The 25,052-nt window shown below is 71.6% G+C and carries 19 protein-coding genes, 1 tRNA gene, 1 other RNA gene and 2 pseudogenes; 13 read left to right on the plus strand and 10 right to left on the minus strand.

Annotated features, from left to right (window positions below; genetic code table 11):
• From GEV28_RS18400 to GEV28_RS18420, 5 genes are all read left to right on the plus strand, one after another.
• Positions 1–251, plus strand: a 251-nt coding sequence (locus tag GEV28_RS18400) for a hypothetical protein (protein ID WP_291413320.1), incomplete at its 5' end; no start/stop codon positions are given.
• On the plus strand, positions 248–1,195 hold the full coding sequence (locus tag GEV28_RS18405; protein WP_291413321.1) for a bifunctional DNA primase/polymerase: 948 nt from the start codon (positions 248–250) through the stop codon (positions 1,193–1,195). The genes GEV28_RS18400 and GEV28_RS18405, both read left to right, overlap by 4 nt.
• Positions 1,192–2,814 carry a hypothetical protein gene (locus tag GEV28_RS18410; RefSeq protein WP_291413322.1) on the plus strand — a complete coding sequence of 541 codons (1,623 nt, stop codon included), beginning with the start codon at positions 1,192–1,194 and terminating at the stop codon, positions 2,812–2,814. Before GEV28_RS18405 ends, GEV28_RS18410 begins: the two co-directional genes overlap by 4 nt.
• Positions 2,815–3,066: 252 nt before the next feature.
• Complete coding sequence (locus tag GEV28_RS18415; protein WP_291413323.1) at positions 3,067–3,282, plus strand: helix-turn-helix domain-containing protein; 216 nt, start codon at positions 3,067–3,069, stop codon at positions 3,280–3,282.
• A 34-nt stretch (positions 3,283–3,316) separates the two neighbouring features.
• Positions 3,317–4,693, plus strand: coding sequence for a site-specific integrase (locus GEV28_RS18420; protein ID WP_291413324.1), 1,377 nt, complete (start codon positions 3,317–3,319; stop codon positions 4,691–4,693).
• 105 nt (positions 4,694–4,798) lie between these two features.
• Here GEV28_RS18420 and GEV28_RS18425 read toward each other — a convergent pair.
• Positions 4,799–4,885 (minus strand) — tRNA-Ser (locus GEV28_RS18425).
• A 486-nt stretch (positions 4,886–5,371) separates the two neighbouring features.
• On the opposite strand from GEV28_RS18425, the gene GEV28_RS18430 reads away from it, so the two are divergent.
• The 4 genes and pseudogenes from GEV28_RS18430 to GEV28_RS18445 all read left to right on the plus strand — a co-directional run bounded on the left by GEV28_RS18430 (position 5,372) and on the right by GEV28_RS18445 (position 9,949).
• Positions 5,372–6,565 (plus strand): GH116 family glycosyl-hydrolase, encoded by a 1,194-nt coding sequence (locus GEV28_RS18430; RefSeq protein ID WP_291413325.1) that lies wholly within the window; start codon positions 5,372–5,374, stop codon positions 6,563–6,565.
• A gap of 296 nt (positions 6,566–6,861) precedes the next feature.
• Positions 6,862–8,552 (plus strand): annotated as a pseudogene (locus GEV28_RS18435) (GH116 family glycosyl hydrolase).
• Between the two features lie 18 nt (positions 8,553–8,570).
• Positions 8,571–9,653, plus strand: a complete 1,083-nt coding sequence (locus GEV28_RS18440; RefSeq protein WP_291413326.1) for a GTP-binding protein — start codon at positions 8,571–8,573, stop codon at positions 9,651–9,653.
• 74 nt (positions 9,654–9,727) lie between these two features.
• Positions 9,728–9,949 carry a hypothetical protein gene (locus tag GEV28_RS18445; RefSeq protein ID WP_291413327.1) on the plus strand — a complete coding sequence of 74 codons (222 nt, stop codon included), beginning with the start codon at positions 9,728–9,730 and terminating at the stop codon, positions 9,947–9,949.
• On the opposite strand, the gene GEV28_RS18450 is transcribed toward GEV28_RS18445, so the two are convergent.
• The 3 genes from GEV28_RS18450 to GEV28_RS18460 form a co-directional block, all read right to left on the minus strand.
• The gene (locus GEV28_RS18450; protein ID WP_291413328.1) at positions 9,946–11,175 is read right to left on the minus strand and encodes an MFS transporter; all 1,230 of its coding nucleotides are present in this window, start codon (positions 11,173–11,175) and stop codon (positions 9,946–9,948) included. The genes GEV28_RS18445 and GEV28_RS18450 overlap by 4 nt on opposite strands.
• A 76-nt stretch (positions 11,176–11,251) precedes the next feature.
• On the minus strand, positions 11,252–12,043 hold the full coding sequence (locus tag GEV28_RS18455) for a methyltransferase domain-containing protein (protein ID WP_291413329.1): 792 nt from the start codon (positions 12,041–12,043) through the stop codon (positions 11,252–11,254).
• A 410-nt stretch (positions 12,044–12,453) separates the two neighbouring features.
• Entirely contained in the window at positions 12,454–12,561 is a 108-nt protein-coding gene (locus GEV28_RS18460; protein WP_291413330.1) for an AraC family transcriptional regulator, read from the minus strand.
• A 501-nt stretch (positions 12,562–13,062) separates the two neighbouring features.
• On the opposite strand from GEV28_RS18460, the gene GEV28_RS18465 reads away from it, so the two are divergent.
• Positions 13,063–13,686: a hypothetical protein gene (locus GEV28_RS18465; RefSeq protein WP_291413331.1), complete on the plus strand. Its 624-nt coding sequence runs from the start codon at positions 13,063–13,065 to the stop codon at positions 13,684–13,686.
• Here GEV28_RS18465 and GEV28_RS18470 read toward each other — a convergent pair.
• The 3 genes and pseudogenes from GEV28_RS18470 to GEV28_RS18480 all read right to left on the minus strand — a co-directional run bounded on the left by GEV28_RS18470 (position 13,655) and on the right by GEV28_RS18480 (position 17,983).
• Positions 13,655–15,891, minus strand: a pseudogene (locus GEV28_RS18470) (ATP-binding cassette domain-containing protein). The gene GEV28_RS18465 and the pseudogene GEV28_RS18470 sit on opposite strands and share 32 nt — an antisense overlap.
• An 88-nt stretch (positions 15,892–15,979) precedes the next feature.
• Positions 15,980–17,485, minus strand: a complete 1,506-nt coding sequence (locus tag GEV28_RS18475) for a glycosyltransferase family 39 protein (RefSeq protein WP_291413332.1) — start codon at positions 17,483–17,485, stop codon at positions 15,980–15,982.
• A 51-nt stretch (positions 17,486–17,536) separates the two neighbouring features.
• Positions 17,537–17,983, minus strand: coding sequence for an NUDIX domain-containing protein (locus GEV28_RS18480; protein ID WP_291413333.1), 447 nt, complete (start codon positions 17,981–17,983; stop codon positions 17,537–17,539).
• A 193-nt stretch (positions 17,984–18,176) separates the two neighbouring features.
• On the opposite strand from GEV28_RS18480, the gene GEV28_RS18485 reads away from it, so the two are divergent.
• Positions 18,177–20,228 (plus strand): MMPL family transporter, encoded by a 2,052-nt coding sequence (locus tag GEV28_RS18485; RefSeq protein ID WP_291413334.1) that lies wholly within the window; start codon positions 18,177–18,179, stop codon positions 20,226–20,228.
• Here GEV28_RS18485 and GEV28_RS18490 read toward each other — a convergent pair.
• Together GEV28_RS18490 and ffs are read right to left on the minus strand one after the other, a co-directional pair.
• Positions 20,186–21,214 (minus strand): alpha/beta hydrolase-fold protein, encoded by a 1,029-nt coding sequence (locus GEV28_RS18490; RefSeq protein WP_291413335.1) that lies wholly within the window; start codon positions 21,212–21,214, stop codon positions 20,186–20,188. The genes GEV28_RS18485 and GEV28_RS18490 overlap by 43 nt on opposite strands.
• Before the next feature lie 43 nt (positions 21,215–21,257).
• An RNA gene (ffs, locus tag GEV28_RS18495) (signal recognition particle sRNA small type) lies at positions 21,258–21,354 on the minus strand.
• 73 nt (positions 21,355–21,427) lie between these two features.
• On the opposite strand from ffs, the gene GEV28_RS18500 reads away from it, so the two are divergent.
• A complete protein-coding gene (locus GEV28_RS18500) occupies positions 21,428–23,449 on the plus strand; it encodes a DNA polymerase III subunit gamma and tau (RefSeq protein WP_291413336.1) in 2,022 nt (673 codons plus the stop codon).
• Between the two features lie 343 nt (positions 23,450–23,792).
• On the opposite strand, the gene GEV28_RS18505 is transcribed toward GEV28_RS18500, so the two are convergent.
• Positions 23,793–24,626, minus strand: coding sequence for an N-acetylmuramoyl-L-alanine amidase (locus tag GEV28_RS18505; RefSeq protein ID WP_291413356.1), 834 nt, complete (start codon positions 24,624–24,626; stop codon positions 23,793–23,795).
• A gap of 72 nt (positions 24,627–24,698) precedes the next feature.
• Here GEV28_RS18505 and GEV28_RS18510 point away from each other — a divergent pair, with 72 nt between their 5' ends.
• A complete protein-coding gene (locus GEV28_RS18510) occupies positions 24,699–25,046 on the plus strand; it encodes a YbaB/EbfC family nucleoid-associated protein (protein ID WP_291413337.1) in 348 nt (115 codons plus the stop codon).
• Positions 25,047–25,052: the final 6 nt, after the last annotated feature.

The raw sequence follows: 25,052 nt of genomic DNA on the forward strand, positions 1-25,052 counted from the left end.
ACCTGCTCGGCGCCACACCCGGCGACACCCTGGACGACCTGTTCCCGGGCTCCGGTGCCGTCACCCGCGCCTGGCACACCTTCACCCAACCCCACCCCAACCCGCCCAACCGGGCCGCCCCGCCGGACCCGTCACACCAGGACCGGGCCGACGCGTCGCGCCAGGTCCTGCACGACGCGTCGCGTCACCCTCGAGGCGGACACGACACGTCGCGCCCGCCGGCGGGCGCGACGCAACGGAGGACAGCATGAGCGCCGCACCGCGTCGCGTCCTGCTGGACGCCCTGTTCGCTGCCGCGGTGGACGCCGTCGAGTTGGGCTGGCCGGTGTTCTTGTTGGGCCGGTCGAAGCGGCCGTTGGCGAACTGCCCGGAGTGTCCGAAGCGTGGGGAGCCGGGCGCGCATGACCCGCAGACCTGCGGGCACCTGACGTGTCACGGGTTCTACGCCGCCACGTGTGACGGGGACCGGATCGAGGCCATGATCACGGCCCATCCGGATGGGCTGCTCGCCGTCCGCGCCGGGGCCGCGCCGGCCGGGGCCGGGGTCGTGGTGATCGATATCGACCCCGGTCACGGTGGCCGCCACGACCCCGGGCTGATGACACCCACCCTGGCGGTGGCGACCGGCAACCACGGCTGGCACCTGTACTACCGCCATCCCGGCCGGCCGGTGCTGTCCCGGCCGCTGCCCGGGGCGGTCGGGGTGGATGTGAAAGCGGAGGGCGGGTACGTCGTGCTGCCCCCATCGGTGCATCCGGTCACGCGACGTCGGTACGAGTGGGCGAACCGGCGGGGTATCGAGGAGATGCCCCCGCTCCTGACCGCGACGGTGCTCACACCACCCGCAGCTGCGGTACCGGCCGTGACCCGGCGGCGGGTCGCCCACGGCAGCACCGGGTCCAGCGCCGGTACCGCAGCTGCGGGTGGTGGCCGGATCCGCCACCCGGACAACCTGGTCGGCGCGTGTCTGGCCGCGGTGCGGGCCGCACCGGAAGGCCGGCGGCGGGTCACGCTCTACGGCGCCGCCCGTGGTGTCGCCCGGGTGATCCTCGCCGGTCACCTCACCCCCGACACCGGTGTGGACCTGCTCACCGACGCGGGCCGGGATGCCGACCAGACCGACCGGGACATCCACGCCGCCATCACCGGTGGCTTCGCCGCGGAAGGACTCACCGAAGGGCTCGCGCACCCATGACCAGCACACAGGCCCGCGCGTTGCGACCGGTCGGGGACGACGGTCGCGCGACGGTGCGTGTCAGCGGTGACCCCGACGCCATCCGCACCCTGACCGCCCTGTTCGACCAGCGGGGCATCCCGGACACCTACGTCCGCGACGGGGAACTGCTCGTGGTCGAACCGGTGTCCGGCACCGCCCCCGCCGCCGGGGACGACAACGCGCCGCTGCCGCTGGCCGCGACCGTGTGCACCCCGCCGCGGCTGGCCGCGTTGCTCGCCGAGCACGTCAACGTCATCGAGTCCCGCGCCGCCGGCAAGGACGGCCACACCGAGGTCCCCGTGACCCCCTCCCGGACGGTGCTCTCCGCGGTGCTCTCCCACCGGCACTGGCCCGGCCTGCCCGCCCTGCGCGGGCTGATCTCCGCCCCCGTCCTCCGGCCCGATGGGACGTTGTTGCAGGACCCGGGCTACGACCCGGCCACCGGCTACTACCTCACCACCCGCATGCGCATGGACCGCGTCCCCGACCAGCCCACCCCCGACCAGGTCGACACCGCGTGCACGTTCCTGCTCGACACGTTCCTCGCTGACTTCCCCTGGCGCGGCGACGCTGACCGCGCGAACTACCTCGCGCTGCTGGTCACCCCGCTGCTCCGGCCCTACACGCGTGCGCTGGTCCCGTTCGGGATCGTGGATGCGACCATGCCCGGCTCCGGGAAAACAATCCTCACCAGCTGTATCGGCCTGTTGGTCGGGCAGCGGGTGTTGACCTGGCCCGACGCCGACGACGAACTCCGCAAGGCCATCACCACCGTTCTCGCCGACCAGGTCGGCGCCGTGGTGTTCGACAACCTCATCGAGGGCCACGTCATCAACTCCGCGGTCCTCGCCCGGTTGATCACCGAACGCACCTGGACCGACCGGCGCCTCGGCTCCAACACCGCCGCCACGTTCACCAACGACCGCATCTGGCTCGCCACCGGCAACAACCTCCGCGTCGGCGGCGACATGGCCTCCCGCTCCGTGTGGGTCCGCCTCGACCCCGACTGCCCCCAACCCGAAGCCCGCTCGGGGTTCTCCATCCCGAACCTGGACACCTGGATCCTGGACCCGGACAACCAGGCCCTCGTGCTGCACCACCTCCTCGTGCTGGTGGTCGACTGGTGCCGCCACGGCGCACCCACCAGCACCGCCGTACCGCAGATGCGGCAGTTCACCCGCTGGGCCCAACACCTCGGCGGGTTCCTCACCCACCACGGCATCGGCGACTTCCTCGCCAACCACACCGACGCCGCCGCGCTCGACGAAGACGCCGCCGAGTGGGCCCATTTCCTGCACACCTGGCACCACATCTTCGCCGACCGGCCCATCACCGCCCGCGACCTGCGTGCCAGCGCCGACCCCGAACCCGGCCGGCCCGACCCCTGGGCCGGCACCTTCCCCACCACACCGTCTGGCCGCCCGCTCACCGTGAAGTCGCTCGGCCGGCTCCTCACCGGCCAAACCGGACGCTGGCGCGGCGACATCGTGCTACGCAGCGCAACCGACACCCACGCCAACGCCCGCTCCTACTGGGTCCAGCTCGACGACCCCGCAACTCCAACCCGCAAACCCGCAAACCCGCAAAACCCACCCTGACCAGCAAACATAAACCTGCGGGTTTCTCGCGGGTTTGCGGGTTTAACCAGCGGCGGGGCATCTCCATACGGGGCTTGCGGGTTTCAAACCCGCACCCAACCACCCAAACCCGCCACCATTCCCGCAGCTCACAGCCCATCTCGCGGGTTTGCGGGTTTGCGGAACACCTTCCCCCCGCCCACCACAGAGCAAACCGCGTTGCCGCTACAGAACGTCACCACACCGGGCCACGCAGGCAAGAACGGAGAACCCATGACCACCACCAACCCGGCCGACCCCGACGCGCCGCGCATCCTGCTCACCGTCGAGGCCGCCGCCGAGCGGCTCTCCATCAGCCGCACCCGCATGTACGCCCTCATCAAGACAGGAGACGTGACCTCCGTCCGCGTCGGCCGACTTCGCCGCATCCCAACCGCCGCCCTGGACGCCTTCACCACACAACTCCTCACCACCCAACACGCAGCCTGACCGGGCCCAAAACCAGCCACGAAAGGACTCGTAAATGCCACGCAAGAAACGTGCCGAAGGAACACGCGCACCCAACGGTGCCTCATCCATTTACCTCGGCGGTGACGGGAAATGGCACGGCCGCGTCACCGTAGGCGTCAAAGACGACGGTCGCCCCGACCGACGACACATCGAACGCAAGACTGAAGCTGAAGTGACCGACGCCGTCCGCGAACTGGAGAACCAACGCAACACGGGCAAGGTTCGGAAAACCGGACGCGCCTGGACAGTCGAAAAATGGCTTCGACACTGGGTTGAGAACATCGCGGCGCCCTCCGTGCGACGGACCACAATGGTTGGTTACCGTTCATCCGTGTACAACCACCTGATTCCGGGAATCGGTGCACATCGGCTGAACAAGCTGCAACCAGAGCACCTCGAAACGCTGTACGCCAAGCTGCAACTCACGAAGGACAAGGGGGGCAAGGGTCTCGCACCCGCGACCGTTCACCTGGCGCATCGGACGCTGCGGGTCGCGCTCGGTGAGGCGATGCGCCGCGACCGTGTCGTGGCCAACGTCGCAAAAATCGCCAAGCCACCGCGAGTCGACGAAGACGAAATCGTGCCATTCACCATGGAGGAAGCGCGGCTGATTCTGGACACAGCCGCGACCGTGCGCAACAGCGCACGATTCGTGGTCGCGCTGACGCTCGGACTTCGACGCGGTGAAGCCCTCGGGCTGAAATGGTCCGATATCGACGTCAAATGGCGGCACGGCTGCGCCAAGAACAGCGACTGTCGCGGCGGGTCCGCGCAATTCTGCCCAGACCGTCAGCTCAAGTCCGCGACCATGACCATTCGACGCGCTGTGCAGCAATTCGTCTGGCAGCACGGCTGTCCGGACGCCAAACCATGCGGTCGGAAATACGGGGCGCACTGCCCACAACGGCACGGCGGGGGAGTGGTCACCACCGACGTGAAGTCCCGGGCCGGCCGCCGGACGGTGGGCATGCCCGCTCAGTTGGTGCACGCGATCGAGCGGCACCGCGAACGCCAGGCGCTCGAACGCGCTCACGCCGCCAACATGTGGCGGGAGGAGGACTGGGTGTTCACCAACCGACTCGGTGGCCCGGTCCACCCGTCCGTGGATCACGAGTCGTGGAAGGCGTTGCTGCGCAAGGCAAACGTGCGGGACGCGCGACTGCACGACGCTCGGCACACGGCCGCGACGATGCTCCTTGTATTGAAGGTGCCGCTGCCGGCGGTCATGCAGGTGATGGGCTGGTCTGACGCCTCGATCGCCAAGCGGTACATGCACGTCCCGAGCGAGTTCCTAGCCGCCATCGCGGACCAGGTGGGCGGTCTCGTCTGGGCCGACCCGACCGACGACGAAGAGGACGACCCGCCGGCCGGTGTGCCGGTACCGGCCTGACGGACGGGGGCAACTGAGACGGAAACTGAGACGGGCGGCCGTTCGAGACAGGAAACGCCGGGCGTCCATGATCACGGCTGCCCGGCGTTTTGCCTGTTCGGAGCGCGGAGGATGCGGGATTTGAACCCGCGAGGGCTATCACACCCAACACGATTTCCAATCGTGCGCACTAGGCCACTATGCGAATCCTCCGCCGGGCACCCTACCGGAGCGCCGCCGGCCTCCCCAAACGGCTCCCGGCGCTACCGGGTCTGGACCAAGCCATGGCCTGGCGCCTGAGCTGAGGTTGGGTAATCGATTACCGGAGGCTCTCAATGACGACTGCATCCGAGTGTTGTCCTGGCGGCGAGCGTGGTGGGTGCGGCGGCCACGGGCAGTCCAGACGGGCGTTCCTCGCCATGGGTGTGGCCGGGCTCGGCGTGCTCGCCGCGCCGGCACCCGTGGCCGCCGCCCTCGGGCTCGATCCCCAAGGACTCGTCAGCGTCCCGGAGGACAAGCACCTCACCGACGACATCGTGCGTGCCCTGAAAGCCCGCGGCACGCCCACCGAGTACAGCGGCGCCGCCCTGCGGCACATCGGCATGCCGGTCGGCGGCGGGTGCAGCGGCCAGGTCTACCTCGCGGGCGACGGGCGGCTCTGGGCCTGGGACATCCTCAACCCCGCCACGTTCCCGCTCGGTGGCGCCAGCGGGCGGCCCCCACTACGCCGAGCCGCTCACCGTCCGCTCGCCCTTCGCGCAGGGGTTCACGATCCGGGCGCAGGGGCAGAGCCGCACGTTCGACGCGGACGGCTTCCGCGACGTCCGGTTCGTCGGCCAGTACCCGGTCGGCACCATCCGGTACCGGGACAACGATTGCCCGCTCGAGGTGACCGCCGAGGCGTTCTCCCCGTTCATCCCGCTGAACGTCGACGACTCGACCCTCCCCGCGACCACCCTCTCGTTCACCCTGCGCAACCGAACCAGCAGCGCCGTCGCGGCCGAGGTCGTCGGCTCGAGTGCCAACCCCGTCTGCCTCACGACCCGCGACCAGCAGCCCACCGAGCTCACCGCGACGCCGTTCCGCAAGGGCCGGACGACCGGGGTCGAGTTCGGCGCGCGCGAAACCGAGGACGCCGACCATGACATCGTGTTCGAGGACTGGGAGTCCGGCGACGGCTGGACGGTCGACGGCGACGCGTTCCGCATCGTCACCCAGGCCGAGATCCCCGGCTACATGCGCCGCTTCGGCGACCTCCTCCTCTCCGGCACGCACTTCGTCACCTCACACCGGATCGGCGACCCCGACCCCGACGGGCACCAGGGCACGCTGACCAGCCGCGAGTTCACCATCGAACGCCGCTACGTCGCGGTGAGCGTCGGCGGCGGCAACAGGTCCGGCGAGGTCGGCGTCGAGGTCGTCGTCGACGGCCTGGTGGTCGCCGGCGCCACCGGCCACGACAGCGAACCCATGATCGCCACCATGCTCGACCTCGGCGCCCACCTGGGGCGGACCGCGCGGATCAGGATCGTCGACCACGCCCAAGGCCCGTGGGCGCACGTCAACTGCGACGCGATCGTCTTCACCGATCGGCCCGACATCGTCGTCGAGGACTGGGCGTCGGGCACCTACGACGCCTGGACCGTCACCGGCGACGCGTTCGGCGCCGGCCGGTCACCCCGGCCGAGACCCCGCCCGACTTCCGCCGCCCGTTCGGCGAGATCAACGATCTCAACGTCGTCGGCACCCACTTCGTCACCTCGTACAACTTCCGTGCCGCCGGCGATCCCGATGCCTACCAGGGAAAGCTCACCAGCGATCCGTTCACCGTCGAACGCCGCTACGTCACCGCCTGGGTCGGCGGCGGCGCGCACCCCGAGCGCACCTGTGTGAACGTCGTCGTGGACGGGCAGGCGGTCGCGAGCCTGCGCGGCCGCGAGATCGAACCGCTCACCGCCGTGTCGATCGACGTCGGCCGCTGGGCCGGCAAGCAGGCGCAGATCGAGGTCGTCGACTCGATCGCCGCCGGCTGGGGCCACGTGAACGTCGGCCGGATCGTGCTCGGCGACCGGCCGGTGCGCCGGGTGCCGATCGAGCGGCTGCCCGAGTTCGGCACGTTCGCGCTGGCGGCGGCCGACGGCGCCGAGGTGGCCGCCGAGGGCGGCGAGTCGGCCACCGTCACGGTGCGGGTGACCGTCCCACCCGGACAGTCCCGCACCGTCAGGTTCGTGCTCGCCTGGTACTTCCCCACGCCGCAGCCGGCTTCGTTCGGCTGGCTCCAGGGAGGGCAGGAGCTGCGCCACCACTACGCGACCAGGTTCGCGTCCGCGCGAGAGACCGCCGAGTACGTAGCGGGAAACCTCGACCGGCTCGCCGCGGAGACCAAGGAGTGGACGCGCACCTGGTACGCGGACTCCACGCTGCCGCACTGGTTCCTCGAACGCACGCTCGCCAGTGCGTCCACAGTGGCCACCAACACCTGCTACCGCTTCGACAACGGCCGCTTCTACGCCTGGGAGGGCATCTACTGCTGCGCCGGCACCTGCGGCCACGTCTGGAACTACGCCCAGGCCGTCGCGCGCCTGTTCCCCGAACTCGAACGGAGCACCCGCGAAACCGTCGACCTCGGCCTCGCGCTGCGGGACAACGGTGAGATCGGCAACCGCGGCGAGGCCGGCGAGGGCTGGTTCGCCGACGGCCAGTGCGGCACGATCCTGCGCGTCTACCGCGAGCACCAGATGTCCCCGGACGACGCGTTCCTCCGACGGGTCTGGCCCGCGGTGCGCAAGGCACTCGAGTGGGTCGTCACCCAGGACGGTGACGACGACGGCATCCTCGAGGGCAGCAGTGGAACACGCTCGACGCCCAGTGGTGGGGCGAGATCCCGTGGATCAGCGGGCTCTACGTGGCCACGCTGCACGCCGGCGCGGCCATGGCCACCGAACTGGGCGCCGACCCGGACGCCGCCAGGTACACCCGGCTCGCCGAGCGCGGCTCGGCGTACCTGGAGAGCGCGCTGTGGAGCGAGGAGTACGGCTACTTCTTCCAGCGTGTCGACCCGGCGCACCCGACCGCGCCGAACTCCAACCGCGGCTGCCACATCGACCAGATGTACGGCCAGACCTACGCCGACCAGCTCGGCCTGCCCAGGGTGTTCCCGGCGGGCAAGGCGCGGACGGCGCTGACCAGCTTGTTCCGCAACAACTTCGTGCCCGACGCCGCGTCCTACCGTCCACCCGGGATCCCGGCACCGCGGGTGTACGCGATGCCGGGCGAGGCCGGCACGGTGATGTGCACCTGGCCGCACGGCGGCTCGACCGAGGCCGGCCAGGGCGGGGTCGTCGGCTACTTCAACGAGGTGTGGACCGGCCAGGAGTACCAGCTCGCCGCGCACCTGTTCGCCGAGGGGATGGTAGCCGAGGCGCTCGCCGTCACCCGTGGCGTGCACGACCGGCACGATGCGCGGAAACGCAACCCCTACAACGAGATCGAGTGCAGCGACCACTACGCGCGGGCGATGATGAGCTACGGCGTCTACCTCGCCGCGTGCGGCTACGAGTACCACGGGCCGCGCGGCCGCCTCGGGTTCGCGCCTCGACTGTCCCCCGAGGACTTCCGGGCCGCGTTCACGACCGCGGAGGGTTGGGGGCTGTACCGGCAGAAGCGTCGCGGCGACCGGCAGGAGTGCGCGATCGAGCTGCGGCACGGGAGCCTGCGGGTGCGCACGCTCGCGTTCGAGGTGGCCGGGCCGGTGCGCTCGGTCCGGGTCAACGGGCGGCGGGCGGCGTTCACCGCCGAGGGCGCGCGGGTGGAGATCACGCTCGACGCGCCGCTGACGGTCCGGGCCGGGTCGACGCTCGAGGTCATCCTCGATAGGTAATCGATTTCACGGAGGTGCATGATGCGCGCGACGTTGTGCCCGGTCAGCGGGTTCCTCGGGGCCGGCAAGACCACCACGCTGCTGGCCGCCGCGCGGGAGCTGCGCCGCCGCGGTCACCGGCCGGCGATCGTCACCAACGACCAGGGGCGCGACCTGGTCGACACGCGGCTCGCGCGCACCGTCACCGACGCGGTGGCCGAGGTGCTCGACGGCTGCTTCTGCTGCCGCTTCGACGAGCTCGCCGGGGTGGTGACGCGGCTGGTCGGCGGCGGCGCGGACGTCGTGCTGGCCGAGGCCGTCGGCAGCTGCACCGACCTGCGTGCGACGGTCGTGCGGCCGCTGCGCGAGCACCACGGCGACGCGCTGCGGGTGGCGCCGCTGGTGACGGTCGTCGACCCGCTGCGGTACCGGGCGTTTGCCCGCTCGTGGGCTGCGGGGGAGGACTCGGACACCGGCTACCTGTACGCCCACCAGCTTGCCGAGGCCGACGTGCTCGCGGTCAACAAGATCGACCTCGCCGGCCAGGGGCTCGGCGGCGTGCTGGCCGACCTCGGCAGGCGCAACCCGGCGGCGCGGGTGGTGCCGTACTCGGCGCGGTCCGGCGAGGTCGGCGCCCTGGTGGACCTGCTGCTGGCCGACGCCGCGCCGGACCGGCCCGACGCCGCTCTCGACTACGACCGGTACGCCGCGGCGGAGGCGGAGCTCGCGTGGCTCAACCACGAGGTCGCGGTGCGCGGCACGGTGCGGCCCCGGGCCTGGGCGGGTGCGGCGTTGTCGGCGCTGTCCGCGTGGTCGGCGGCGGCCGGTGCGCTCGTCGGCCACGCGAAGGTGACCGTGACCAGCGCCGAAGGGATGGCGAAGGCGAGCCTGACCGGCGCGGGTGAGTCGCCGGGCGTGGACCTGCCGGGACCGGCCTCGGCGTCCGAGGGGCACGCGGTGTTCAACCTGCGGGTGGCCTGCTCGCCGGCTGACCTGGACCACGCCTGTGTCGAGGCGATCGCCGCGGCCGACCGCGCTTGCGGCACGTCGAGCGAGAGCGGCCCGGGCCCGGCGGCGTTCCAGCCGTCCTACCCGCGGCCGACACACCGCATCCCGGCCTGACCAGGCCGATGGTGAACGCAGGGCGTAGCGCGCCGTTCTCTGGGTAGTCCCTCTCGATCGGAGGAGGAGACACCATGACCGTGAACGACGGACTTCCCCGGCGCGGGGACGACGACCTCGACCCGAGCGAGCGCGAGCCGATCGGCCGCGAGCCCCTTCAGCGCGAGCCCCGTCAGCGAGACCCGGTCGACCGGGACGCCGTCCGGGATCTGCCCAGTGACGTGAGCAGCGGCGACGGCGTCGGCACCGACGGCAGCCTCGAGAGCCACGCCCAGCCGGACCGGCGATCCGACTAAGCGGCTTCGGGAAGGCGTTCCGGCACCGCGGGTTCGACCGGCGGCGCCGCGCGGACCGCGAGTCTCGGCACCAGCGCGGACGCCACCGCGCCGACCACCGAGACCGCGGCGAACACGCCCACGTTCATGCCGAGCCCGAACCCGGCGGCGACGAGGAACCCGCCGATCAGCGGTCCGGACGCGGCGCCGAGCCGGCCGATGCCCGAGGTGAGGCCGAGTGCGGTCGCCCGGTAGCCGGCCGGGTAGTGGGTCGCGACGTATCCGTAGACGACGATCTGGTTGCCGACCGACGCCGCGCCGGCCACCGCGACCACCAGGTACCCGAGCACGCCGGGCATCGGGATCGCGATCAGCCCGAGCGACACGGCCGCGACGACGAACAGGATCGTCGCGACCCACCGCCCGCCGAACCGGTCCGCGAGCGCCGAGCCGCCGAGGCCGCCGATGACGCCGCCGATGTTGAGCGCGAGCAGGAAGCCGAGCGCCGAGCCGAGGTTGTAGCCGGCGAGCCGCATGAGCTGGGGCAGCCACGTGTTCAGCCCGAAGACCAGCAGGAAGCCGCAGAAGTTGGCCACCGCGAACAGCAGCACCGAGGTCGCGACGCCCTCGCGGAGGAGGTCCGTGGCGCGCGTTCGCACCCGTTGGAACTGCGGCGACTCGGGGAGCAGCCACATCGCGAGCGGCACCAGTGTGACCAGCGGGAGCACGCCGAACCCGAACAGCAGCCGGAACCCGTACGGCTCGAGCAGGTTCACGGCGAGGATCGCCGCCAGCACGCCGCCGACCGGGAAGCCGGCGAGCATCACGGCGTTGAGCAGGTTCTTCCGCGCGGCCGGCGCGACCTCGACGACCAGCGCGATCGCGGTGGGTGCGATGCCGCCGAAGCCGAGGCCGGCGAGGAACCGGAAGATGCCGAGGAGCTCGGGGTTCGGGGCGAGCGCGACGCCGAGCATCATGAGCGAGAACCAGGCGAGGCAGCCGATGAACAGGCGCCGCCGCCCGAGCACGTCGGTGAGCCGGCCGGCGCTGATGGCACCGACGAGCATGCCGAGCAGCGCGTAGCTGCCGATGGCACCGATGTCGGTCGGCGTGAGGCCCCAACCGGGCTCCGCGGGCAGCGCCGGCACGGCCGACCCGTAAACGATGAGGTCGTACCCGTCGAAGACGATGGCGGCGAAGCCGAGCCCCACCACGAGCCACGGTGAACGTCCAGGTAATCGGGTCATGGGAGCTCCTCGAGACACCGGCGTGAGGTTGCCCAGTGTCACCGGGAGCGCTGACAGGTCCGTCAAACCAGACGTACTACGGCTTTCGCCCCCACGCGGTGATCATCGGCGCGGTGGCGAGGTCCAGCTCGCCGGCCGCGACGTTCGCCAGGTGCTCGGCGATCTCCACCTCCGTCGCGAGGCCGGCGGCGAGGAGCTGGTCGCGGATGTGCTCAACTGTGGCTGCCTCGAGGACCGCACACGCCGGGGACGTGATCGGGAAGTAGGAGTCCGCGCGGACATCGGCCATGCCTGCCTCCCGCAGCAGGCGGGGCAGCTTGCGGCCGTACGCCAGGTCCGCGCCGCGGGCGGCGAGCAGCTCGCGGAAACCGTTGCGCAGCCGGTTGGCCAGGCGTTGCGGCTCGCCGTACTCGTCGGGACAGAGCAGGGGCTGCAGTGCCGGGTCGGCGTCCTCGAGCATCAGCCAGCCGCCCGGCCGCAGCGCGTCGATCATCGTGCGCAGGGCCGCGGCCCGGTCCGCCAGGTGCACCAGCACCAGCCGGGCGTGCACCAGGTCGAACTCCTCGCCGGGCCGCGGGTCGCGGGTGACGTCGTGCCGGCGGACCTCCAGCACACCGCCCGCCGCCGGCGCGGTCCACGACACGTCGATGTCCGTCGCCAGAACGCGCCCGCCGGCGCCCACCCGCGCGGCCATTGCCGCCGGCACCGACGGACCGCCCGCGCCGACCTCCCAGCAGCGCCAGTCCGCACCCAGGCCGAGGTCGTCGAAGTGCCGGAACGTCCACGGGTCGAACAGCTCCGCGAGTGCCTCGAACCGGGTGCCCGCCTCGCGCCGCTTGTTGTCCAGCAGGTAGTCGCTCTGTGACATTGGCTCGCTTCGCTCGCCGGTGAGTGGGCCTTCACCCGGTGTCTTCCCTCCTGCGCTGCTCACTCACTCGTTCCTCACTCGCTGCGCTGCTCGTCAGTCCAGACACCGGCGGCCCACTGTGCTGGATCGGCTCGCTCCGCTCGCCGGTGAGTGGGCCTTCACCCGGTGTCTTCCCTCCTGCGCTGCTCACTCACTCGTTCCTCACTCGCTGCGCTGCTCGTCAGTCCAGACACCGGCGGCCCACGGTGTTGGATTGGCTCGCTTCGCTCGCTGGTGAGTGGGCCTTCACCCGGTGTCTTCCCTCCTGCGCTGCTCACTCACTCGTTCCTCACTCGCTCCGCTGCTCGTCAGTCCAGACACCGGCGGCCCACTCAACGCGACCCCTGTGCGGGTTCTGGGATGCCGCTCGCTCATCGTCGGGCGGCGCCGGGGGACACGCCGATCACCCGCTTGAATGCCCGGCTGAACGCGGCTTCCGACTGGTATCCGAGCCGTCCCGCGATCGTCGCGACGGTCACGCCGACCTGCCGCAGCCAGTCGCGCGCGGCTCGGCACCGTCGACCTCGAACAGGCACCGGCCCGACGTGACCACGTGGAACCACAGGTAGCCGGGCATCGGGTGCAGGTAGAGGCCCCAGGCGCGGTCAGCTCCGAGCGGCAGCAGAAAGCGCCGGTCAGCCGCAGGAAGTGCAGCGCCTCGCCGAGCGGGTCGGTGACGGTCTCCGTCGATCTCACGTGTCCCAGCTTGGTCGACCTCGGGCGGGCCGTCCACGGTCAATGGACGGACGAGCAAGGAACTCCGTGTCTCTGGCATAGAAAAGCCCGATGTGCGCCGGGAAGCTGGACGTCAGGCAAAAAGCGACAAAGAGGCAGAAATGATCCCCGTGATCGGCGCGACGGGCAAACACCGGCAAAGAGATCACCCTGCGGCTGCTGGCAGAGGGACACCAGGTGCGAGCGCTGGGGCCGGTCGGCCGGCAAGCTCGCCGAGCTGGCCGCCGCCTACCGGGCCGGCCGACGTGGCGGACGGTCTCATCGGCCCGGCCCGCGCCGGGTCGACGGCCGTGCCTGAGCTGATCCGGTGCGTGGACGAGCTTCCCCGGGTCCCGACCGTCGTCGACCTCCACTGGTCGGCGATGGTGGCGGCACGCGGCCACACCACCGACACCGAGCTGCTCGCCGTCCTCCTCCTGTCCGCCGCCCGCGCCGGCGCGGACGTCGTCCCGAGCGCCGAACGCCTGCTGGCCGACGCGGAACCGCGCGTGTGGCTGTCGCTGGACCGCTCGATCCGCCGCGCCTGGGACCGCGCCTCCGACTGGTCCGCCTCAGTCGCCGACCAGCTGTCGGACAAGCCGCTCGAGCTCGTGCTCGTCGCCTGCCATCCCGACGGGCGGGTGCGGGAGGCGGCCGTCGACCGGCTCGTCGGGCTGAGTCATCTGTTCGTGCCGCCCGTCCTCGCGTTGCGGGCCGCCGACTGGGTGCCCGAGGTCCGCGACCGCGCGCGGCGGGCCTGTGCGCGGCTCCTCGAGACCGGCCGCGGCACCGCCGCGCTCGCGCCGGTGGCCAAGGCCCTGCGCTACCGCCGCGACGGCGGCTGGCTCGCCGCCAGGCTCACCGGGACCGGCGCAGATACTCCCCGGTGAGCGAGTTCTCCGCGGTCAGCAGGTTGTCCGGCGTCCCGGCGAACACGACCTCCCCGCCGAGCTTGCCGCCCTCCGGGCCCAGGTCGATGATCCAGTCCGCCTGCTCGATCACCGCCGGGTCGTGCTCGATCACGACCACCGTGTTGCCCCAGTCGACCATGCCGTTCAACAGATCGAGCAGCATCCCCGTATCCGACAGGTGCAGCCCGGTCGTCGGCTCGTCCAGCACGTAGACCTCACCCGACGCGTCCAGCCGGGCGGCGAGCTTGAGCCGCTGCAGCTCGCCGCCGGACAGCGTCGCCAGCGACTGACCGAGGCCCAGGTAGCCCAGCCCGGTCGCCAGCAGCGCGGTCAGCCGGGAGCGCACGGCGGGCTCGGGGAAGAACCCGGCCGCCGCCGAGGCCGACATCTCCAGCACGTCGGCGATCGACCTGCCGCGCAACCGGTGGGCCAGCACGGACTCGGCGAACCGCCGCCCGTCGCACGACTCGCAGTGGGTGGTGATCGGGTCCATGAACGCGAGCTCGGTGATCAGCACGCCGCGCCCCTGGCACTCCTCGCACGCGCCCTTCGAGTTGAAGCTGAACAGCCCCGCGTCCACCCCGCTGGCGCGCGCGAACAGCTTGCGCACCTGGTCGAGGATCCCGAGGTAGGTCGCCGGCGTGGACCGCGACGACGTCGCGATCGGCGACTGGTCCACGAAGATCGCGTCCGGGTACGCGGCCCGGAACGCGCCGCCGATCAGCGAGCTCTTGCCGGACCCCGCGACGCCGGTGACCACGGTCAGCACGCCCACCGGGATGTCGACCGACACGTCGCGCAGGTTGTGCAGCGAAGCCTCGCGGATCGGCAGCTTCCCGGATGCCTTGCGGTGCACGGACTTCCGCGCGACGTGCGGCCGCAGCGCCGTACCGGTGACCGTCGCCGCCTTGCGCAGCTTCGGGTAGCTCCCCTCGAACACGACCGTGCCGCCGTCCGCGCCCGCCCGCGGCCCGAGCTCGACGACGTGGTCGGCGATCTGGACGACGTCCGGGTCGTGCTCACGAGCACGGTGTTCCCCTTGTCCCGCAACGACTTCAGCAGGTCGTTCAGCCGGCCGACGTCCCGCGGGTGCAGCCCGACGCTCGGCTCGTCGAAGAAGTACGTCATCCCGGTGAGGTCGCTGCCGAGGTGCTTGACCAGCTTGAGCCGCTGCGCCTCGCCACCCGACAGCGTCGGCGTCGCGCGGTCGAGGCTCAGGTAGCCGAGTCCGATGTCGACGATCCGGCGCAGCGCATCGCGCACCCCGTCGACCGGGACGCCGTCGAGGGAGTCGAGCAGCGCCACCAGGTCGCTGACCTGCGGCCGGCACCAGTCCGCGATGGACCGGCCGGCGATCGTGGTGGCGAGCGCGGTGGGGTTGAGCCGGTCGCCGCGGCAGTCCGGGCACGGGCCCTCGGCGACGAACCGCTGGGCCATCTCCCGGGTCTTCGCACTCATGGTCCCGGTGTCGCGGTTGAGGTGGCGGCGGGTGAAGTTCGTGACCATGCCCTCGAACCTGAGCCGCTGCGTCTTGCCGTTCTTGAAGGTCAGCTCGACGTGCCCCTCGCCGCCGTGCAGCAGCGTGTCCAGCTCGCGGGCGGTGTAGCGGGACAGTTTCTTCGCCGGGTTCAGCCGCTCGTAGTTCGCGTAGACCTGCCAGCCGGGGCTGCCGACCGGGTAGCCGGGCACGAGGATCGCGCCCTCGTCGAGTGACTTCGACATGTCGAGCATCAGCTCAGGGTCGGGCCGCAGCGCCCGGCCCAACCCGTCGCACGAAGGGCACATCCCGCGCGGGTCGTTGAACGAGAACAGCGACGGTGTGGCCGCCCGAGGGGTGCCGAAACGGGCGAACAGAACGCGCAGCATCGGGTGCAGGTCGGTGATCGTGCCGACGGTGGAACGCGCGTTGCCGCCGAGCGGGCGCTGGTCGACGATCACCGGCGTGGTCAGGTTTCGCACGGCGTCCACGTGCGGGCGCTCGTGCCGCGGCAGCTGGTTGCGGATGAACCAGGCGAACGTGGCGTTGAGCTGGCGCTGCGCCTCGACCGCGACCGTGTCGAACACGAGCGAGGACTTCCCCGAGCCGGACACCCCGACGAACACGGTGATCTTGTTCCGCGGGATGTCCAGCGACACGTCCTTGAGGTTGTTCTCCCGTGCGCCGACGACCTGGATACTGGTCATGTCGTTGTCCCTCGTCCGGGGCCCGAGACTACCTCTCGGACCGCTCGTCGCCGGGGACGTCGACGCCGACCGGGCGGGCTCGACATGCTCAGTAGAAGTGCCTGATCTCCGGCCAGATCCGCGACCACGGCCGCGCGGGGCCGGTGCACAGCGCGACGTTGGTGCCTTGCTCCTCGTTCTCGACGTCCATCCCGTTGTCGTGCTCGGTGACCCGCTCGCAGCCGTCGAAGAGGTCGCCCGTCGTGGCCAGGTCGATCTCGCCGACGAGCACGATCGGGCCGGTCATGTCGTCGGCCGGGGGGCCCCAGTCGGCGTAGGACATGTGCCCGGAGTGCGGCTGGGGCAGGCCGAAGTCGCCGCGGTACTCCTCGATGGCACCGGCCTGGCCGTAGTTGCTGGTGAGGATCACCGCCGTGGCCCGGTCGCCGGCGGGGATCCGCTCCCAGACCCCGGCGACGGTCCGGGTGAGCTCGCGCCAGCCGACCTGCTCGCCCTGCTCGGCGTTCATGGCCATGGCCGGGCCGAGGGCGCTGACCGGCAGGACCGGGAGCCCGACGACGGCGTTCATCGCGACGCCGAGGACCGCGAGGACCGTGGCGAGCGAGCGGCGGGCCCGGGTGTCGACCCAGCGCAGCATCGGTTCGGCGCCGGCCGCGGTGAGCAGGACCAGCAGCGGGACCGCGTAGTACGGCTTGCCGCCGAGGACGAGCATCACGACGCAGAGGATGGGGTAGCTGAGCGCGAGCGAGCGGGCCCAGCGCACCTCGGGGTCGCGCCAGAGCCGGACGATGCCCGCGACCCAGACGGGCACGAGCACCGGCGAGACGTAGACCAGCTGCATCGGTACGAACAGGACTCGGTTCTCGCCGCCGTCGTCCTCGCTGATGCCGCCGGCGACGGTGAGCAGCGGCCAGTCGTGCGCGGCCTGCCAGAAGAGGATGGGCGCGGTGACCACGAGCGCGACGCCGATGCCGGCGGCGAGCCACCACGTGCCCAACACCGTGCGCGGGCCGGTGATCAGCAGCGCGATGCCGAGCGCGAGCACCAGCAGGAGGATGAGCCACTTGTTGGCCATGCCCACGCCGACCGTCGCACCGATGGCGAGCCACCACCTGCCGTCGCCCGTGCGAAAGAGCTTCAGCGCGAACAGACCGACGAGTGCCCACAGCAGCATGTCGAGCGTGGTGGTGGCCAGGATGTGCGACACCACCAGCACGAACGACGACAGCGCGCAGGCCGCCGCCGCGACGACCTGCCCGGCCTTGCCGCTGCCGAGCTCTCGCGCGACGAGCGCGACCACGACGACCATCGCCGCGCCGATGAGCGTGGCGATGACGCGCAGGCCCATCGGGGTCTCGCCGAAGATCGTGGTGGAGATCTTGGCGAGCAGCGGCGTGATCGGCGGCTGGTCGACGTAGCCCCAGGCCGGCCGGTCGCCCGCGGCGATGAAGTAGAGCTCGTCGCGATGGAACCCGTAGCGCCCGGACAGGGCGGTGAGCACCGCGACCTGGAGCGCGACGACGATACCGACCGCTGTAGTGGCGAACCGCGGTCTGGACGCCGGGGCCTCTCTTGTCACAGTAGCTTCCACCACGACGGCCTCCTGTCCACTGTGGACCCGGCCCGGCTGGGCGCGCTCGTGATCTTATCGGGGTGGCCAAAACCCGTGAGGCCCGTACGGCAGCCCACGCCGGTAGAGGTCGACGCCGGTGATGGTGTAAGGAACGGTGTTGGCGGGTAAGGATTCCAGCGGATACCAACCGATACCGCCGCATTTGTGCGGCTCGGCGTTGACGGGATCGCCCGCCCACGGGCCCGCGGCCTCGAAGAAGAACCCGAGCCGAGCCTCCTCCCCGGGATTGCGATGATGCACGACGGTGGCGAGCCGCACCTGCTCGGTGTGCAACTCCATCCCGATTTCCTCCCTGGCTTCACGGGTCATCGCCGAGGCGAGATCCTCGTCGGGCTCGACCTTGCCGCTGGGCAGGTTCCACAGCCCGTCGGCGTACCCGGTGTTCTCCCTGAGCGCGAGCAGGACCTGCCCGTCCCGCACGAGCAGCAGGAAGACATCGGCAAAAGTCCGAAACTCCACGCGCCGAACGCTAGCGCCGCCCACCGACAGTCCCGGCGACCCGGGCTCAGCACGACCTGACGCGAGTCGCCGTCATCGCCACCCGACGACACGGCGACGTCACGGGACGACACGGGTCGTGAAGGGTGCGGGGCGCGGGCGCGACGGCCATGATCTGGCTCTTACGCGAAACTTCGACCCAGGGAGTGGTCCGATGCGGTGGTGGCTGCCGACCCTGCTCGTCCTGGTCTGGCTCGGGCTCGGAGCCATCGGCGGGCCGTTCACCGGCAGGCTCGCCGACGTCACCGAGAACGACAGCGCCGCCTTCCTCCCCGAGTCCGCCGAGGCCACCGAGGTCCAGCGGCTCCTGCGCGAGTTCAGCGACCAGGAGACCATCCCCGCGATCGTCATCGCCGAGCGGGTGGGCGGGACCACCGAGGCCGACACGCGCTACCTCGCCGGCGCGAGCGAGCGGCTCACCCGCGTCGACGGGGTCGTCGGCCAGATGGCGCCACCACGCCCGGCCGACGACAAGGAGGCGCTCGAGCTCGTCGTGCCGATCATCGGGGAGGGCAACCCCGGCGACGTCGTCCACGAGGTGCGGGACGCGCTCGAGCAGGACCAACCCGACGGGCTCACCGTGCTGGTCACCGGACCCGCCGGACAGATCGCCGACCTCGTCGAGGCCTTCGGCGGCATCGACGGCCTGCTGCTCGTGGTCGCGGGCGCGGTGGTCGCGGTCATCCTGATCACCATCTACCGCAGCCCGATCCTGCCGGTCGTCGTGCTGCTCTCGGCCGTCTTCGCGCTCGGCACGGCCAGCTTCGTCGTCTACCAGCTCGCCGAGAGCGGCACACTCACCCTCAACGGCCAGAGCCAGGGCATCCTCTTCATCCTCGTCTTCGGCGCCGCCACCGACTACGCGCTGCTGATGGTGTCCCGCTTCCGCGAGCAGCTCCGCGACACCGACGACCGGCTCGCCGCGGTCAGGATCGCGTGGCGGGCCACCATCGAGCCCATCGCCGCGGCCGCGTTCACGGTCATCCTCGGTCTGCTCTGCCTGCTGTTCTCCGACCTCAACTCCAACCAGGGCCTCGGCCCGGTGGCGGCGATCGGCATCGCGGGCGCGCTCCTCGCCACGATGACCTTCCTCCCGGCCGCGCTCGCGCTGCTCGGCCGGGCCGCGTTCTGGCCGTTCCGCCCCGAGTACCGCTCGGCCAAGCCGGAGCACGACGGCCTGTGGGGCCGCATCTCCAGGACGGTCGGCGCCAAGCCGCGGCTGATCTGGGTCGTCACCACGCTCGTGCTGCTCGTCGGCGCCGCGTTCCTCCCGCAGCTCAAGGCGAGCGGCACCGCGCAGTCCGACCTCTTCCTGTCCGAAGTGGACTCCAAGACCGGCCAGGACGTCCTCTCCCAGCACTTTCCCGGGGGCTCCGGCTCGCCGACGATCATCGTCGCCAACGAGGCCGACGCGGCGGACGTGCTCGCCGCGACCCATGTGGAGGGCGTCGACGAGGCGGCCGTCGCCGGTCCGCCGCGGGGCGGCAAGGTCCTGATCCAGGCCGTGCTCGAGGACCCGGCCGACTCCGAGGCCGCGCTGTCCACCGTGGAGCGCCTGCGTACCGCCGTGCACGCGATCCCGACCGCGGACGCCAAGGTCGGCGGCCAGTCCGCGATCCAGCTCGACACCCAGCTGGCGTCCGCGCACGACCGGGCACTGATCATCCCGATCGTGCTCGTGGTGATCTTCCTGGTGCTGGCGCTCCTGCTCCGTGCGCTGGTCGCGCCGCTGCTGCTGATCGCCACCGTCGTGCTGTCGTTCGCGGCGACGATGGGCGTGTCCGCGCTGGTGTTCAACCACCTCTTCGACTTCCCCGGCGCCGATCCGGCGATCCCGCTGTTCGGCTTCATCTTCCTGGTGGCGCTGGGGATCGACTACAACATCTTCCTGATGACCCGGGTGCGCGAGGAGACCATCGCCACCGACACCAGAACCGGCACGCTGCACGGTCTCGCGGTGACCGGTGGCGTGATCACCTCGGCGGGCGTGGTGCTGGCCGCCACGTTCGCCGCGCTGTCGGTGATCCCCGTGCTGTTCCTCGCCCAGATCGCGTTCATCGTGGCGTTCGGCGTGCTGCTCGACACCGTGGTGGTGCGGTCGCTGCTGGTGCCGGCGCTGACCATCGACATCGGGCCGAAGATCTGGTGGCCGGCGAAGCTGAGTCAGGCGATGCGTTCGCAGAGCCAGGCGAGCGCCAAGGGGTAGCGGTACTCGATGGCACCGTGCCCGGCGTCGAACAGTTCGAAGTGGACGGTGTCGTCGGCGACGCCCGCGGCGGTCAGCGCGCGCCGGAACGCGGTGGCGCCGAAGTCGAGGTAGTACTCGTCGCGGGTGCCGGCGTCGACCCAGATCGCCCGCTGGGACCGGAGCGCCTCCGCGTAGCCGGGCTTGCCGGCCATCAGCACCGGGTCCCACTCGAGCCAGCGCGCCCACACGTCCGGCACGATCGCGCCGAGGTCGTCGAACGGCAGCGACACCGAGCCGTCCGGGTTGCCGGAGTAGGCGGCCGCGTAGCCGTACATCTCCATGAGGTCCATGTCGCTGGGCTTGGTGCCGTGCAGCCGGCCGGCGAGGTCGGCGTGGAAGTCGGCGTAGGACCCGTCGTACTCGTCGCGCAGCACCCGGGCGATCTTCGGGAAGTCGTACTGGTAGCAGACCTCGAACAGGGCGTCGCCCGCGTGCGTGGCGAGCGCGCCGAACAGGTCGGGGCGCAGCATCGGGGTGACCATGGCGCCGTAGCCGCCGCTGGACTTGCCGGCGATGGCGCGGTGGTCGCGGTCGGCGAGGGTGCGGTAGCGCTCGTCGACCCACGGCACCTCGTCGCAGAGGTAGGAGTGGTAGCGCCCGGTGGCGGGGGAGTCGAGGAACTGGCTCCCGCCGACCGCGGTGCACGCGTCGACGTAGACCACGATCGCCGGCGGCACGTCGCCATTGGCGAACACCTCGTCGGCGAGCTCGGGGAAGGGCCGGCGGAACGGCGCGCGGTTGAACCACATCGAGACGTGGCCGGTGTAGCCCTGGATCGTGTAGACGACCGGGTAGCGGCGGTCGGGCGCCTCGTCGTAGCCGGGCGGTAGGTAGACGTGGATCGGACGCTCGTGCGGGTCACCGAGGGGGTTGTCGCGCAGCAGCTCGCTCGTCACGACGCCCTGCTCGATACGACCGGTGAGTTCAGCGGACCATGGCAGCACGTCGGCAGCCTAGGGGCGGGCGATGGAGTCCGTCGCCCGAAATAAAAAGGGGACCCCACACACCCGACAGAGCCCGCTTATCCTTGCTGCCTTCCGGCCCTGGGGAGGTTCACGAGATGAACGCCGCATGGGGTCCAAGGTCATTGTAGCCATTCGGGTGGGCGCCTGCCGTGGGTGGCTGGTCCGTCGGGATCGGCGGGTATGGTCCGTGCCGTGGCGCTCGCCCTCTATCGCAAATACCGACCGGCGACCTTCGCCGAGGTCGTCGGCCAGGAACATGTCACCGAACCGCTGCGGGTCGCGCTGACCGCCAAGCGGGTCAACCACGCATACCTGTTCTCCGGCCCGAGAGGCTGCGGCAAGACCTCCAGCGCCCGCATCCTGGCCCGCTCGCTCAACTGTGAGCAGGGACCGACCCCCGACCCCTGCGGCACGTGCGACTCGTGCATCTCGCTGGCGCCCGAGGGGCCGGGCAACGTCGACGTCGTCGAGCTCGACGCGGCCAGCCACGGTGGGGTCGACGACGCCCGCGAGCTGCGCGACCGGGCCTTCTACGCGCCGGCCTCGTCGCGGTACCGGGTGTTCATCATCGACGAGGCGCACATGGTCACCACGCAGGGCTTCAACGCCCTGCTCAAGATCGTCGAGGAGCCGCCGGAGCACCTCGTCTTCATCTTCGCCACCACCGAGCCGGACAAGGTGCTGCCGACGATCCGGTCGCGCACCCACCACTACCCGTTCCGGCTCATCCCGCCGAGCGCGATGCGGGAGCTGCTCGAGCGCAACGTCGCCGACGAGGGCGCCACGGTCGCGCCGGCGGTGTTCCCGCTGGTCATCCGCGCCGGTGGCGGCTCCGCCAGGGACACCCAGTCGGTGCTCGACCAGCTGCTGGCCGGCGCCGGGCCCGAGGGCGTCACCTACGACCGCGCGGTCGCGCTGCTGGGTGTCACCGACGTCGCGCTGATCGACGACGTGGTCGACGGGCTGGCCGCGGGTGACGCCACCGCGGTGTACGGCACGGTCGACCGCCTGGTCGAGGCCGGCCACGACCCGCGCCGGTTCGCCTCCGACCTGCTCGATCGGCTGCGTGACCTGGTGCTGCTGCGCGCGGTGCCGGACGCCGGCGCGCGCGGTCTGGTGGCCACGCCGGCCGACGAGCTGGACCGGATGATCGCGCAGACCGAGCGGCTGGGTCCGGCCACGCTCACGCGGTTCGCCGAGATCGTGCACACCGGCCTGGTCGACATGCGGGGCGCGACCGCGCCTCGGCTGGTGCTCGAGCTGCTGTGCGCGCGGATGTTGCTGCCCGGTGCGGTGCCGACCGACGCGGCGGCGGACTCGGCGGTGTTGCAGCGGTTGGAGCGGATCGAGCGGCGGGTCACGGTTTCCGGTCCGGAGCCGGCCGCGCCCGCTCGTGCCGCCGGTTCGGCCGCTGGATCGAGTGCCGGCGGTCCGGCGCCGGTCCGGCCCGCGGTGTCCCGACCGGAACCCGCTGCCTCCGCCCCGCAGGCCGCCCAGCCGACTGCCCCGCCTGCTGCTTCGTCCGGCGGCACGCCGTCCGGCGGCTGGCCGACGCCCGCCCAACCCGGCCCGGCACCCGAGGCGCCGCCGACGCCGCCGACGCCGGCGGTCGCCACCCCGGCCGCCGAGGCCTCCGGCGAGCCGGTGGCGCAGGGGAGCGTCGACGCGGCCGGGATCCGCAGGGTGTGGTCGGAGCTGCTGGCCGAGGTGCGGAAGGTCAGCCGCAGCACCGAGGCGATGCTCACCAATGCCGGCGTGCAGTCGGTCGAGGGCGACACGGTCACCATCGGGCACACCGCCGCGCCGCTGGCGCGCCGGATGGCCGAGAGCCGCAACGTCGAGGCGGTGGCCAAGGCCCTGGAGGCGGTGTTCGGCGGGACGTGGCACGTCCGCTGCGTGCACGCCGACCAGGGCGGCCCCGTCACCGCGGCGCAGGCCAAGCCCGCGAAGTCCGAGCCGCCGACCTTCCAGCGCCCGACTCAGCCGGCCGCCCAACCCTCGCCGCCCCCCGCTCCACCAACGCCCCCGCCCGCCCAGCCGGCCCCGCCCCCGCGCGCGGCGCAGTCGGATGAGCTGCCGCCGCTGCCGGAGCCCCCGGACGAGGACGACTTCTACGACGCCGGCCCCGCGCCGGACGTGGCGCCTCCCAACCCGGAGGCCGACATGGTCAAGCTGCTCACCGACAAGCTCGGCGCCCGCCCCCTGGACCGCTGAAGACCGACGCGCCGCACGGTTGTCCACAACGAACCGAGTTATCCACAGAACTTCGCTGACCAGCAGTTCTGTCGGTCCCCGCCGATACACTGGAACCAGGGCGCCGGCCCCCTAGTGCCGCGTGGTCCTGTGCCTTTGCGTCCGCTGTGGATCCACGTGGTTCCTGGCAAGGCGGAGTAAAGCCGCTCGTACTGGGTTGTACTTGGGCTTTTCTCCAACGCAGCCAGGGGCCGCGTGGGCCGCAGCGGCGTAAAGGTTTCAGGGTCACGCGACACTAGGGGTGGGCGGGCTCCGTCTCGCGCGGAAGGGCACCCGCGGACGGGCGGCCGCCGCGGTTGGACAGTCAGGCCAGGTAGGCCAGGATGCCCGCCGCGATCGCCTTCGCGTACGACTGCTGCCCGGCCGCCGACGAGAAGGCGGCCGCCTCCGTCGCGTTGCGCATGTTGCCGCACTCCACCAGCACCGCCGGTCGCGTCGACAGGTTCAGGCCGCCCAGGTCGGAGCGGGGCGACAGGCCCTCCGAACCGATATAGGTCGACAGCGGGAAGCCCGCCGACCGGAGGCCGTCCCGCATCGTGCGGGCCAGGCGCAGCGACGGCTCGCCCTGCTGGGCGTTCAGCGGCGGCGACGAGTACGCCACGTGGAAACCGTGCGCGGAGGTGTTGGTCGAGCCGTCCGCGTGGATCGACACCACGGCCGCCGCGTCGGCGTTGTTGCCGGCCGCCGCGCGGGCGTCGACGCACGGGCCCACACCGGTGTCGTTCGGGCGGGTGAGCACCACCGTCACCCCGCGTGCGACGAGTATGTCGCGCACCCGCACGGACACCGACCAGGTGAACGCGTGCTCCGGAAATCCCGCGTTGGTGGCCGTCCCCGTGGTGTTGCACGCCTTGGTCTGCCCGCGGCCGGCCGGCACCGGCCGGTTGATCGCCGCGGGGTTCGCCGCGTTGCCGCCGTTGTGTCCCGGGTCGAGCACGACGACGCCGGACACCGGCGGCGTGGACTGGGGCCGGGGAGCCGGTCGCGTCGCCGGGGTGGAGGTGGGCGCGGGCGCGGCGGAAGAAGTAGCGGAAGAAGATGTGGACGGTGGCGGTGCCGACGTGGTCGTGCCGGGCGGCGCGGTCGGTGTCCCGGCCGCCGGTGCGCCGCAGCCGGCGAGCACGAGCAGGCAGGCCATCACGGCAAAAGGTCTCCGCACGGCGCTCACCATGCCACAACGTCGACCCGGCTACGCTGGGACACGACACCGATGAGAGGAGCCGGCGTGCAACCCGGTGGCGTACCCGACATGCAGCAGATCCTGCAGCAGGCCCAGCAGATGCAGGAACAGCTGATGGCCGCCCAGGAGGAGCTGGCCAACGCCGAGACCACCGGCACCGCCGGCGGCGGCCTGGTGACCGCGGTGGTTTCCGGCTCCGGTGAGCTGAAGTCGCTCACCATCGACCCGAAGGCGGTCGACCCGGAGGACACCGAGACGCTCGCCGACCTCGTCGTCGCCGCGGTGCGCGACGCCAGCAGCAGCGCGCAGAAGCTCGCCGCCGACCGCATGGGCGGGCTCACCGGCGGGCTTGGTGGGCTCGGCCTGCCGGGCATGTAGAGAGAG

This window comes from Actinophytocola sp. (assembly GCF_009379765.1).
Lineage (GTDB): Bacteria > Actinomycetota > Actinomycetes > Mycobacteriales > Pseudonocardiaceae > Actinophytocola.